This is a genomic window from Halomonas sp. BC04, from assembly GCF_000568385.1.
This window is the reverse complement of sequence record NZ_AZQX01000108.1, coordinates 1-12,847: the sequence shown is the minus strand read 5'-3', so window position 1 is coordinate 12,847 and position 12,847 is coordinate 1. Positions and strand designations below refer to the sequence as shown.

Here is a 12,847-nt window from a genome sequence, read left to right as displayed (position 1 = left end):
CACCCGATTGGTGGCTGTGAACTCGATCAACTGGGCGCGCATCATGGCCCAGATCGTCTACTACGTGGCGGCTGGTGTGGCACTGGGCGCGCCGCATCGCCAGGTGAGCTTCTGCGTGCCGTCGGCCAACTTCGGCAACGTCTTCGCCGGCTACATGGCCTATCGCATGGGCCTGCCGGTCAAGCAGTTCATCATCGCCACCAACGCCAACGACATCCTGCACCGCACGCTGTCCGCAAACGACTTCTCCAAGCAGGAGCTGGTCGCGACCCTGGCACCCTCCATGGATATCGTGGTGTCGTCCAACTTCGAACGGCTGCTGTTCGAAGCCTACGAGCGTGACGGCGATGCCGTGCGGGGCCTGCTCGAGCGCTTCCAGTCCGAACCCACGGCGCTGGCCGATGCGCCGCTGGCCAGGCTGCGCAAGCTGTTTGCCAGCCACAGCGTCGACGATGCCACCATCCTCGAGGTGATCCGCGAAGCGCATCACCGCACCAAGGAGGTCCTCGACCCGCACACGGCGACCGGTTACCGCGCCGCCGAGCRRGCCCGGGTCGATGCCGCTACGCCGATGATCACCCTGGCCACGGCCCATCCGGCCAAGTTCGCCGAGGCGGTGGTCAAGGCCGGCTTCCCCGGCGTGCCGCTGCCGCCGCACATGGACGATCTGCTGGAGCGCGAGGAGCGCTACACGGTACTGCCTGCGGAGCTGGAACAGGTGCAGCGGTTCGTGGCCGAAAATCGACGCTAGTAGCGAGAGGTAGCGAGAGGCGCCGGGGACAGGTCTGGAGGGGGTCTTTTTCCAGGGAAGGAAAAAGTAGCGTACAGGGAGGTATTTACAGCGCCCCCGAACAGACCTGTCGCCGGATCAGCCTCGAGCGGTGCTACAGCGCCTCCTCTCCGATCTGTCCCCGGCGCCCTTCGCTCGGCACGTCGTCCCATCGCCGTGTACCAATGGATAAAAAACCAGAGGAGTCAGGCTTGGACGCCGTGACCGACCCCATCGACCTGCACGCCCGACTCAAGCCGCGGCTGCTGCCGCGCCCGCGCAACAAAGCGCTCTATGCCCGCGCCCAGGCCGAGGGGCTGACCGAGCTGCAGGCCCGTGTGCTGGCCGGACGCCTGGCAAATTACGAGGGTGAGCTGGCGCCGCTGACCCAGCCCAGCCTGCGCTACCTCGAGCACCCGGAGCGCCTCGCCGACGGCGCCGCGCCGCCGAGCGCATCGCCCAGGCCGTGGTGGATGGTGAGCACATCGGCATCCTCACCGACTACGACGTCGACGGGATTACCTCCCACGTGGTGATCCGGCGCACCCTGGTCGAGCTGTTCGGTGTGCCCGAGGCGCGTCTACACAGCCTGATCGGCCACCGGATCTTTGATGGCTACGGGATCAGCCTGCCGCTGGTGGAGCGCACGCTGTCGCTGAAACCGCGGCCGAGCCTGGTGATCACCGCCGACTGCGGCAGCTCCGACGAGCCGCGCATCGCCCGGCTCAAGGCGGCCGGCATCGACGTGGTGGTCAGCGACCATCATGCCCTTCCGGTGGAGGGGCCGCCGTCGTCGGCCCATGCCGTCGTCAACCCGACGCGAGCCGATTGCGACTATCCCGATACCACCATTGCCGGCTGCATGGTGGCCTGGCTGGTGATGTCCCTGGCACGCCAGGTGCTGATCGAGTGGGGTGCGCTGCCTGCCGCCACGCCAAAGCTATCGCCCTGGCTCTCCTACGTGGCGCTGGGCACCGTGGCGGACTGTGTCTCCCTGGGGGCGAGCCCCGCCAATCGCGCGGTGGTCAGTCATGGACTGACGCTGATCAACCGCATGGAGGCGGCTTGCTGGCGTGCCATGGCGGCCCGGCTGGGGGAGGACAGCACACCCTTCACCGCCGAGACCCTGGCCTTCCAGATGGGGCCAAGGATCAACGCCCGTTCGCGCCTCGACGACCCCTACGCGGCACTGCACTTCATGCTTGCCGCCGATGACGGCACGGCGACCCGCCACCTGGACACGCTGGATCGGGACAACCAGTCGCGCAAGGCCATCGAGGCGGACATGACCGAGCAGGCGCGGCTGCTGGCGTTGCCGCAGCTCTCCGCCGACCAGCCGGCCATCGTGGTGTTTCTGGAAGGCGGTCATCCCGGGGTGCAGGGCATCGTCGCCTCGCGGCTGGTACAGGCCTATGGCCGGCCCGCTCTGGTGATGACCCCCGCGGCGGCACCCGGCATGCTCACCGGCTCGGGCCGCTCCATCGAGGCGTTGCACCTGCGTGATGCCCTGCAGCGTACCTTCGAGCTGGCCCCCGAGACACTGCCGCGCTTCGGCGGGCATCGTGGCGCGGCGGGGGTCGGCGTGCCGGTGGACCGGTTCGATACCTTTCGCACGGCTTTCCTGCAGGCGGTGGGCGAACAGCTGGGCACGATCGAGCTCTTTCCCCACGTGCTCACCGACGGTGAGCTGCTGCCGGCCCAGTTCGACCTGGCGACGCTGGACGAACTGGAGAGGCTGGGGCCCTTCGGACGGGAGTTCGATGCGCCACTGTTCGAGGGCGACTTCCTGGTGGAAGCGCTCAGGCCAGTGGGTGCCGACGGCAGCCACCTCATGATGACACTCTCGGCGGGGGCGGCGAGCCTGCGGGCGATCTGGTTTCGCGCCTTGACCCCCGGCGAACTGCCGGCCTTCGGCCTGGGGGGGCGGCTTCGCTGCGCCTATCGGCTCAGCCGCAACCGCTGGAAGGGGCGAGAGTCGCTGCAGCTGATGGTGGAATACGCCGAGCCATTGGATGGCTGACAGGCGCGATTCCCGGTCCGGTGAGCGAGGTCAATGAAACCGATGACCATTCTCGCTAGAATCCGGCCCCTGCCGCACTCATCACCAAGGAATTCGTGAATGGATCCACAAGATCTATCGACCGACCCCCATCGCCCCTACGAGGACGTGATGGCCATGCTGGTGGGCACGCTGTTCGTGGCGCTGGGAGTGGCCTTCTATACCCAGGCGCTGCTGCTGACCGGCAGTACCGCCGGCATGGCCTTCCTGCTGCAGTACGCCACCGGCTGGCGCTTCGGGGTATGGTTCTTCCTGATCAACCTGCCGTTCTACTACCTGGCCGTGAAACGCATGGGCTGGTCCTTCACCCTGCGCACCTTCGTCGCCATCGCCCTCGTCTCGCTGTTCTCGGAACTCACCGGCAAGTGGGTCACCTTCGATAGCCTCAACCCGCTCTATGCCTCGCTGATGGGGGGTAGCCTGATCGGTATCGGCATGCTGGTGCTGTTTCGCCACCGCACCAGCCTCGGTGGCATCAACATCCTGGCCCTCTACCTGCAGGCGCGCTATGGCCTGCGTGCCGGCTACGTGCAGCTTGGCATCGACGGTTTGATCATGCTTGGCGCCCTGCTGGTGCTGCCGGCCGACCGGGTCGGCCTTTCGGTGCTGGGGGCGGTGGCGCTCAACCTGATCATTGCCCTGAATCACAAGCCCGGCCGCTATATGGGCGTGAGCTGAAAAGTGGCTGCGCTCACCGGCTTCATAGTAGCGTGAGCCTGGCTGTTCAGTAGTTGGGCCAGACGCCCGGAGTGGCCAGCTCGATCAGGTGCCCGTCCGGGTCGCGAAAGTAGAGGCTTTCGCCTCCCTTGGGCCAGTGGGTGCGGCCCTCGATGGCCACGCCGTGGTCGTCCAACTGGCGCTCCCAGGCGGCCAGTTCCCGTTCGGCGATGGCGAAGGCGAGATGCACTCGGCCCTTGCCGTCATGGGGCGGGATGGTGCCCATGTCGTTGGGCAATACCACGGTTTCCAGCGTCTCCCCCTGAAGGAACAGCAGCAGTACCGATCCGGCGCCGGCATCGTAGGCGGTGAAGCGATGGTCGGCGTTGAAGGCTCAAGGCCCATCACGCCTTCGAAAAAGACCCGTGCTCGATCCATGTCGTCAACGTAAAGCGCGGTCTCGAGTACGCCGTTGAGTCTGGGCATGGCGTTCTCTCCTGCGGCTATATTCTTTCAGCGTAGCAGCTGCCCTTCGGCATACCGGCGGGCCAGGCTCAGCGGCGCCACCAGAACCACCAGACGATGGCGGCGATCAGGGCCAGTCCCGCCAGGTTGACGATCCAGTTCATGACAGTGCCTCCTTCGATTCAGCGGCAGGTGCGCCACGACGCCCGGCGTTGACGTCGCCCCGGGTACGGAGCAGGCGCAGCCGGTTGGCATTACTGACCACGGTGATCGACGACAGCGACATGGCCGCCCCGGCAATCATCGGCGACAGCAGCATGCCGGTGAAGGGGTAGAGCACGCCGGCGGCGATGGGTATGCAAAGGGTGTTGTAGCCGAAGGCCCCCACCAGGTTCTGCTTGATATTGCGCAGGGTCATGCGACTGATCTCGATGGCGTCGGCGATGCCGTGCAGGGAACTGCGCATCAGGGTGATACCGGCGCTCTCGATGGCGACATCGGTGCCCTGGCCGATGGCGAAGCCTACATTGGCCCGGGCCAGGGCCGGGGCGTCGTTGATGCCGTCGCCCACCATGCCGACGATCTCGCCGGCCTGCTGCAGGCGCTCGATCTCGGCGTGCTTGTCCTCGGGCAGCAGCCCCGCGCGGAAGTCGTCGATACCGACCTCCCGAGCGATGGCTGCCGCGGTGTGCTCGTTGTCGCCGGTGAGCATGACCACCTTGAGACCGTCCGCCTGAAGCCGCTTCACCGCTGCCACGGTATCGGCCCGCAGCGGGTCGCTGATGCCGAACAGGGCGGCCAGGCGCCCATCGACGGCGAGATAGACCACGGTGCGTGCCTTGCGCTCCAGTCCTGCGGCCAGCTCGTCACCTGGGGCCAGCTCGATACCGGCCTCCCGCAGCAGTCGCGCATTGCCCAGCAGCAGCGCTTCACCCTGGGGCCCACGGCCTTCACCCCGCCGCCGGTGACGCTGTCGAAATCGGTGATTTCCGCTGGCTCGACTTTCTCGCTTCGCTCCTGGGAATAGGCGAGGAGGGCTGCGGCCAGCGGATGCTCGGAGCCGCGTTCCAGGGATGTCACCAGGCCCAGGAGTTCTATTTCGTCGCCGTCCAGCACATGCGCCTCGGTCACGCGGGGCTTGCCCTCGGTGAGGGTGCCTGTCTTGTCCACCACCAGGGTGGTGAGCCGGCTGGCCGTCTGCAGTGCCTCGCCGCTTCGCACCAGCACGCCATGCTCGGCGGCCTTGCCCACGCCGATCATGGTGGAAATCGGCGTGGCCAGGCCCAGGGCGCAGGGGCAGGCGATGATCAGCACGGTGGTGGCGGTCACCAGCATGTGGATCATCCGCGGCTCGGCACCGACGTTGAACCAGGCCAGCGCGGTGAGCACGGCGATGATCATGACCGTGGGCACGAAAACACTGGATACCTTGTCGGCCAGCTCGCCGATGGGAGGGCGCGAGTTCTGCGCCAGGGCCACCTGCTCGGTGATCTGGCCAAGGCGAGTGTCGGCGCCGACGCGGGTGGCACGGTAGACCAGGCCGCCACGGCCGTTGACGGTGCCGGCATTGACCTCGTCGCCTTCGCGCTTGGCCACCGGCAACGGCTCACCGGTGAGCATCGATTCGTCGATATGGCTGGCGCCGCTGGTCACCACGCCGTCTACCGGCAGGCGCTCACCGGGGCGTACGCGGATGTGGTCGTCCTGGCGCACCGCTTCGATAGGCAGCTCGCGCTCGTCACCGTCGCGAAGCACTCGTGCCGTTCGGCTCTGCAGGTCGAGCAGTCGCTTGAGCGCTTCGCTGGTGCGACCCCTGGCGCGTAGCTCCAGGGCATTGCCCAGCAGCACCAGGCCGATGATCATTGCCGAGGCCTCGAAATAGATGCCATGGGCCACCGCCGGCAACCAGGGAGCGAAGGCCACCACCGCCATGGAATAGAGCCAGGCGGTGCCCGTGCCCATGGCGATCAGGGTGTCCATGTTGGCCTGGTGGTGCTTGAAGTTCTTCCAGGCGTTGACGAAGAAGTGGCGCCCGGGGATGACCAGCACCGCCAGGGTCAGCAGGCCGACCACCAGCCAGAAAAGCCTGCCTGTGCCGACGGGGTGTGGGTGATAGAAGAACATGCTGGCCATGAGCGGCACGGCCAGTGCCAGCGACCAGAAGCTGCCGCGCAGTCGACGGCGGTAGGTCTCGGCATCCTTGGCGGTGCGGGCTTCTTCGGCCTGGCGCAGGTCGACGATGGGCTCGGCGTCGTAGCCGGCCGCCCGTACCGCCTGCACCAGGGCCTCGACCTCGGCGCGACCATGCACCTGGGCCACGCGGGTGCCGAAGTTCACCGATGCCGTGGCCACGCCAGGCGTGCGTTCCAGTGCCTGCTGCACGCTCTTCACGCAGCTGGCACAGGTCATGCCCGAAATCGCCAGCCGATGGGTCATGCTGCCTTCCGGGCGTGGGGCTTCGCCTGCGTCATCGGATGGCGGCTCAGGGTCGGCTGGCGGTGCCTCGACAGCAGCATCGGCCTCAACGCTGGAGGTGGCGGCCGTGGGGGGGTAGCCGGCCTCGTCCAGGGCGTGATCCAGCCGGTCGCCATCCAGGGTGGAACTCACGACCAGGCGCTTCTCGGCCGGAAAACCGGTGACCTCGGCCTCGGGGTCGAGCGCCTGGATCGCTTCTCGCATGCGCTTCACGCAGCCCTGGCAGTTCATGCCGGCAACGCTGCGCTCAAGTTCGAAGGGTGTCATTACCGTTCCTCTCCGGCAGGGGAGCAGTGGGCGTGCGGCGCCTTGGGGAAGCTCTCGATCAGCCGGCACAGGCTGTGGCCGTCAGGCGTGCCATCGGGCATCTCCGCCCAGGCATCAAGCGCCTGTTCCATTCGGCTTGCCAGGGCTTGCAGCTCCAGGATACGGGCGCGGATCTGCGGTAGCCGGCTGGCCATCAGGTCGCGGACCATGGGGCAGGGTGAGTCGCCCTGGTCGGCATGGGCCAGGATCTCGCCGATCTCGGCCACGCTGAAACCAAGCGTTCGGGCGCGCTGGATGAAGCGAAGCCGCTCCAGGTCCGCATGACCGAAGAGCTGGTAGCCGTTGTCCGGGTCGCGCTTGGGGTGCAACAGCCCCTCCCGGGTGTAGTGGCGTACCGTCTCGGCCGTGACATCGGCATGCCGGGCCAGTTCGCTGACCTTCATGGAGGCACTCCTCTGGCATCTGGGATGGTTTAGGCAGTGTAAAACCTATGGGTGACACAAAGGTCAAGGGGCTTCGCTACACCTCGATGTGTTGCCCAATCCCATGAAAGTTCATGGGATGAGTGGTGAGTTAGGCTAAAGTATGAGAAAAAATGACATTAAAACGAACGTTTGGCCTTGATCCCGGGGCCTCTTTGGGCGAAAACTGTGTCAGTAGCAAAGCACTCCGGCGAGGGTGCATTTCATAACCAGCTCCAGCTCGCATCTGGAAGAGGACGTCGAGACATGCATAACAAGTTCAACAAGCTTACCTGGGCCGTGGCGGTTGCCGCCGCTGCCTTCGCCAGCCAGGCCAACGCCGGCGGTTACCAGATCAACGAGCAGAGCGTCAGTGGCCAGGGCTACGGCCACGCCGGGCGCAGCTCCAACGTCAACGACGCCACCATCGTCTTCGGCAATCCGGCGGGCATGTCTTTCCTCGACCGCGCCCAATTGACCGCGGGCGGGACCTACCTGAACGTCAGTACGGATATCGACAATGCCAGCGCAACGCGCAATGGTGTGCCGGTTCATGTAGATGGGAGTGCCGACGGTGATATCGTGCCGGGGACCTTGGTTCCCTTTGCTTTCTATGCACACCCCGTCAATGAGCAACTGGCCTTCGGTTTTGGTGTCTATGCGCCGTTCGGCTCAAAGACCGAGTACGAGGATGGCTTCGTTGGCCGCAACCTGGGCAATTATACCGAACTGCGTGTCATCAGTGCCCAGCCGACGGTTTCGTATCGTTTCAACGACCAGTGGTCCATCGGTGCTGGGGTCACCTATAACCGCGTAGATGGGGAGTTGCACAGGCAAGTGGCAAACCCTTTTAGCCCTAACAATACCGATGCGGACATAGACGCTCGTATTGAAGGTGATGATGATGCTTGGGGTTATAATCTAGGTGTAATATTCCAGCCAGTGCCGGAAACCACCTTTGGTTTGACCTATCGCTCCAAGGTTAGCTACACCCTGACAGGTGATTACCGCGCAACGGACCCTTCCGGACTTGTAGATACGTTTGCCCCTGAGCGCTTGAATCGAGATGCTCAATTGGATCTAACCACTCCCGAAACGATCAACTTCTCTGTGACTCAACAGATGAGCGATCGTTTGAAGCTGATGGCCGGTGCCTCCTGGACCCGCTGGAATCGTTTCGATGAGATTCTGGTGACCGATCCCAGCGGTGATGTCATCACTCAGGAAGAGCAGGACTACACCAACGCCTGGGCCTATGCTCTGGGCGGTGAGTATCAGCTCAATCCGCAGCTGGCGCTGCGCGCCGGTATCACCCTCGATTTCACACCGACCAGCGATGAGTTCCGCAGTGCAAGAATTCCGTCGGACGATCGCCGCGTTTTCTCCATTGGTGCTGGTTGGACGCCCATGGACAATCTGACGCTGGACTTTGCCTACTCCTACTTGACCGAGCGCAGCACCCGGGTTGACCAAGAAAGAGGGGATTCGGTCTTCGATCCAGGCGCCGGGGGGCTAGTGGAAGGCGTGTCTTCTACTTATTCCGCCGATTACAAGAACGAAGCCCATGGCTTCGGCGCTCAGCTGACCTATCGCTTCTAAACTGCAGTCATACGTTTGTTGAAAATCAAACGTTCGTAAGCGACCCGGCTTCGGCCGGGTCTTTTGCATTCTGGAGGGGCCTGCCGGTTAGGCAGGATCAGGCGGCATTCTGGTCGAGAAATGCCGCCCGAATCAGTTCGCAGGTATAGGCTTCCCTGGGGGCACGGAACAGGGCGTCGGTTTCGCCCTGCTCGACGACGCGCCCCTCTTTCATGACCAGCACGGTATCGGCCAGTGCCCGCACGACGGCAAGGTCATGGCTGATGAAGAGATAGGTCAGGTCGTGTCTCCTCTGCAATGCGCGCAAGAGTTCGATCACCGTGGCCTGCACCGACCGGTCCAGCGCCGAGGTGGGCTCGTCCAGCAGCAGGAATTCGGGTTTCAGCACCAGGCGCGGGCGATGGCGATACGCTGCCGCTGCCCGCCGGAGAACTCGTGGGGGTAGCGGCGGTGCATGGAAGGATCGAGTGCGACCTCTTCGAGCACTGCGGTCACCTGGTCGAGACGCTGTCGCCGGCTCAGTTCCGGCTGGTGGACGCGCAGCCCCTCGCTGATGATCTCGCCTACCGTCATGCGTGGCGACAGTGAGCCGAAGGGGTCCTGAAAGACCACTTGCATGCGGGAGCGCAGCGGTCGCATGGCCTTGCCGTCCAGATGGCTCAGCTCGGTATCATCGAAACGAATATTGCCGGAGCTTTCCAGGAGCCTCAGCAAGGCACGACCCAGGGTCGACTTGCCGGAGCCGGACTCACCGACGATGCCCACGGTTTGCCCCCGCTGTATGCGCAGGTCAATGCCTCGAACCGCCTCGAAGTACTGATTGGCACGGAACAGGCGTTTCTTGAGCGCAAAGCGAACGCTGACCTGGCTCGCCTCCAGCATCACGGGAGCCGACGTGGGCACGGGCAGCTTGCGGCCATGGGGCTCCGCGTCGATCAGCATCCTGGTGTAGTCATGGCGTGGTGCAGCAAACAGGTCCTGGGTCGTGGCGGCTTCCACCACTTCCCCGTGTCGCATGACACAGACGCGGTCGGCAATCTGGCGAACGATGCCCAGGTCGTGGGTGATGAACAGCACTGCCATGCCATAGCGCTGCTGCAATGACTTTAGCAGGCCAAGGATCTGCGCCTGCACGGTCACGTCCAGCGCCGTGGTGGGTTCGTCGGCTATCAGCAACTTGGGTTCGCAGGCAAGCGCCATGGCGATCATGACCCGCTGTCGCTGGCCCCCGGAAAGCTCGTAGGGGTAGCTCAATGCACGTCGCCGGGGGTCGGGTATGCCGACTTGCTCGAGCAGTGCTATCACCCGCTCGCGCACCGCCTTGCCCTGCAGGTCGGTGTGCTTGTCGAGCACTTCACCGATCTGCCGGCCAATGCGCTGCAGCGGGTTCAACGAGGTCATGGGTTCCTGGAAGATCATCGAAATCTCGTTGCCGCGAATGGCACGCATGCGCCGGTTGCTGACCTCGAGCAGGTTTTCCCGGCCCTGCAGGCCATGCCAGTGAATGGCGCCACGGGCTTCGGCGAGTTCAGGGAGCAGGCGCAGGATGGACGTTGCCGAGATTGACTTGCCGGACCCCGACTCACCGACCAGGGCCAGGGTTTCGCCGGCATTCACGGTCAGGCTGACCTCCTTGACCGCCGACACCCGGCCTTGGGGCAGTTGAAAGTCGACCTGCAGGCGATCGAGTTCTAGCAGCACTTCCGACATGACAGGCTCCTTCAGCGGGTCTTGGGGTCCAGGGCATCACGCAGTCCATCGCCCAGGAAGTTCAGGCAGAACAAGGTGGCTGCCAGGAAGAGGGATGGCACGAGCAACATCCAGGGTGCGCTCTGCATCATGTCGACCCCTTCGCTGATCAATACGCCCCAGCTGGTCATCGGTTCCTGGACACCAAGGCCAAGGAAGGAGAGAAAGCTCTCCAGCAGGATCACCTTGGGTACCGTCAGGGTGACGTAGACGATCACCGGCCCCAGCGTATTGGGCACCAGGTGGCGCATGACAATGGTGCTGCCCTTGACGCCCAGGGCGTGAGCCGCCTCGATGAACTCGCGACGCTTCAGGGCCAGGGTCTGGCCACGCACGATGCGTGACATGTCGAGCCACTCCACGGCACCGATGGCGGCGTAGATCAACAGGATGTTTCGGCCGAAGACGACCATCAGCAGGATCACCAGGAACATGAATGGCAATGAATACATGATGTCGACGAAGCGCATCATCAGGTTGTCGGCGCGGCCGCCCAGGTAACCGGCGATGGCCCCGTAGAGGACGCCTATGATCAGCGACACGACGGTGGCCACCACTGCCACCGACAGCGAGATCTGTCCGCCATAAAGCGTACGGGTCAGCAAGTCGCGTCCGTTGGCATCGGTACCGGCCAGGTGGCCATCGGTCAGGCTGGGCGGGACCGTGAAAGCCTCCCAGTTGACCTCGTTGAGGCCCCAGGGCGTCAGCCAGGGGCCGACGATGCAGGCCACCGTGATCAGCCCCAGCAATACCAGGCTGACCATGGCGGCGCGGTTCTGCTTGAGGCGGCGCCAGGCTTCGCGAGACAGGCTCTCGCCAATCGGCTGTGCCCCGGGAGACGGGGATGCAGTGAGCGTATCAGTCGTCATAGCGGATCTGCGGGTCGAGGGCGGAGTAGAGGAGGTCGACGATCAGGTTGAGCAATACGATCAGGCGCCGTAGAACACCACGGTACCCATGACCAGGGTGTAGTCCCGGTTCAGGGCGCCCTGGACGAAGTAGCGGCCGATCCCGGGGATGCCGAAGATCTGCTCGATGACCACCGAGCCGGTGATGATGCCGGCTATCGCCGGGCCGAGGTATGACACGACCGGCAGCATCGAGGGCCGCAGGGCGTGGCGCCAGATCACTTCCCGCTCGGAGAGGCCCTTGGCCCGGGCCGTCCGGATATGCTGGCTGCCCAACACTTCGATCATGCTGGCGCGCATCATGCGAGCGATGTAGGCAATCTGCTGAATGGCGAGCGCCACCACCGGCAGGATCATGTTTCGCCAGTGGCCATCGTTCCAGCCCCCGACCGGCAGCCAGGCCAGCAGCACGCCGAAGATCAGTGCAAGTATCGGTGCGATCACGAAATTGGGTATGGCGATGCCGGCGAGCGCGGCGCTCATGACCAGGTAGTCGATGGTCGAGTTGCGCCGCAGGGCGGCAATGATCCCCAGGGGTAGCCCGAGCAGCAGGGCCAGGGCGATGGCCCAGACACCCAGCTCCAGGCTGACTGGAAACCCCTGGGCGATCAGCTCGGTGACGGTGAAATCCTTGTAGCGGAAGGAGGGGCCGAAGTCGCCCTGCAGCAAGTTGCCGAGATAGATCAGGTACTGCCGCCAGATGGGTTGGTCAAGGTTATAGGTCGCCAGCAGGTTGGCTTCAATCTCGGGGGGAAGCTGACGCTCGCCGTCGAACGGCCCGCCAGGGGCCAGGTGCATCAGGAAGAAGGAGATGGTGATGACGATCAACAGGGTGGGAATCGCCTGGAGCAGGCGCTTGCCGATATAGTGCAACATAGATGGTTTCCCTGGGCCCCGGCATGCCGGGGCCCTCTACACTGGCCAGAGGGGGGATGGTCTTCAGTCGTCGAAGGAGACCCAGCGGGAGCGATGGATATCCTCGATGTTGTTTTCCCAGCCTTGTAGTTTGGGGTTCACGAGGTTGCGCGAAACGTAGTAGTAGATGGGGAGTGTGGCAGTATCGGACAGGGCGAGTCGCTCGGCTTCGGCCATGATCTCGCCTCGTTCGTCGAGGTCGTGGGTGTCTGCGGCCCGTGCCATCAGTTCGTCGAATTCTGCGTTGCTGTAGGCGCCGTAGTTGTTGGCTACCCCGGATTCCAGCAGGCTGAGGAAATTCTGGGCATCGTTATAGTCACCGATCCAGCCGGCACGGCCGACATCGAAGTCGCCCTGGCGAAGGTCAGAATAATGCACGGCAACTTCCGAGTTGTAGAGATCGACTTCGACCCCCAGCGGCTGCCACATGGCACCAATGGCGATGGCAACCTTGCGATGGTCCTCGCTGGTATTGTAGCGCAGCATCAATTCCAGCGGATTGTCCGGCGCGTAACCGGCCTCG

At 64.3% G+C, this 12,847-nt stretch carries 6 protein-coding genes and 5 pseudogenes; 4 read left to right on the top strand and 7 right to left on the bottom strand.

What is annotated here, in order from left to right:
* From Q427_RS07670 to Q427_RS07660, 3 genes and pseudogenes are all read left to right on the top strand, one after another.
* Positions 1 to 751: pseudogene (locus tag Q427_RS07670) on the top strand (threonine synthase); the annotation flags it as partial.
* 203 nt (positions 752 to 954) lie between these two features.
* Positions 955 to 2,789 (top strand): annotated as a pseudogene (locus Q427_RS07665) (single-stranded-DNA-specific exonuclease RecJ).
* Positions 2,790 to 2,888: 99 nt separating this feature from the next.
* On the top strand, positions 2,889 to 3,506 hold the full coding sequence (locus tag Q427_RS07660; protein WP_043512581.1) for a YitT family protein: 618 nt from the start codon (positions 2,889 to 2,891) through the stop codon (positions 3,504 to 3,506).
* Between the two features lie 46 nt (positions 3,507 to 3,552).
* Here Q427_RS07660 and Q427_RS33565 read toward each other — a convergent pair whose 3' ends face one another.
* The 3 genes and pseudogenes from Q427_RS33565 to Q427_RS07645 all read right to left on the bottom strand — a co-directional run bounded on the left by Q427_RS33565 (position 3,553) and on the right by Q427_RS07645 (position 7,135).
* Positions 3,553 to 3,789, bottom strand: coding sequence for a VOC family protein (locus Q427_RS33565; protein ID WP_231613519.1), 237 nt, complete (start codon positions 3,787 to 3,789; stop codon positions 3,553 to 3,555).
* Positions 3,790 to 4,110: 321 nt separating this feature from the next.
* Positions 4,111 to 6,692: pseudogene (locus tag Q427_RS07650) on the bottom strand (heavy metal translocating P-type ATPase).
* Positions 6,692 to 7,135, bottom strand: a complete 444-nt coding sequence (locus Q427_RS07645; RefSeq protein WP_043512578.1) for a MerR family transcriptional regulator — start codon at positions 7,133 to 7,135, stop codon at positions 6,692 to 6,694. The pseudogene Q427_RS07650 and the gene Q427_RS07645 overlap by 1 nt, the downstream one beginning before the upstream one ends.
* A gap of 285 nt (positions 7,136 to 7,420) precedes the next feature.
* Between Q427_RS07645 and Q427_RS07640 the strand changes: the two genes are divergently transcribed.
* The gene (locus tag Q427_RS07640; RefSeq protein WP_043512576.1) at positions 7,421 to 8,752 is read left to right on the top strand and encodes an OmpP1/FadL family transporter; all 1,332 of its coding nucleotides are present in this window, start codon (positions 7,421 to 7,423) and stop codon (positions 8,750 to 8,752) included.
* A gap of 97 nt (positions 8,753 to 8,849) precedes the next feature.
* Here the strand turns inward: Q427_RS07640 and Q427_RS07635 are convergent.
* The 4 genes and pseudogenes from Q427_RS07635 to Q427_RS07620 form a co-directional block, all read right to left on the bottom strand.
* Positions 8,850 to 10,462 (bottom strand): annotated as a pseudogene (locus Q427_RS07635) (ABC transporter ATP-binding protein).
* Between the two features lie 11 nt (positions 10,463 to 10,473).
* Positions 10,474 to 11,370 (bottom strand): ABC transporter permease subunit, encoded by an 897-nt coding sequence (locus tag Q427_RS07630; protein WP_043512575.1) that lies wholly within the window; start codon positions 11,368 to 11,370, stop codon positions 10,474 to 10,476.
* Positions 11,360 to 12,285: pseudogene (gene oppB / locus Q427_RS07625) on the bottom strand (oligopeptide ABC transporter permease OppB). Before oppB ends, Q427_RS07630 begins: the two are co-directional and overlap by 11 nt.
* A 63-nt stretch (positions 12,286 to 12,348) precedes the next feature.
* A partial coding sequence (locus Q427_RS07620) for an ABC transporter substrate-binding protein (RefSeq protein WP_043512573.1) occupies positions 12,349 to 12,847 on the bottom strand: 499 nt, incomplete at its 5' end.

Bases quoted from the DNA above. Each gene is read 5' to 3' on its own strand.
- Q427_RS07660 (WP_043512581.1), top strand. From the start codon at position 2,889: ATGGATCCACAAGATCTATCGACCGACCCCCATCGCCCCTACGAGGAC.
- Q427_RS07645 (WP_043512578.1), bottom strand. From the start codon at position 7,135: ATGAAGGTCAGCGAACTGGCCCGGCATGCCGATGTCACGGCCGAGACG.
- Q427_RS07640 (WP_043512576.1), top strand. From the start codon at position 7,421: ATGCATAACAAGTTCAACAAGCTTACCTGGGCCGTGGCGGTTGCCGCC.
- Q427_RS07630 (WP_043512575.1), bottom strand. From the start codon at position 11,370: ATGACGACTGATACGCTCACTGCATCCCCGTCTCCCGGGGCACAGCCG.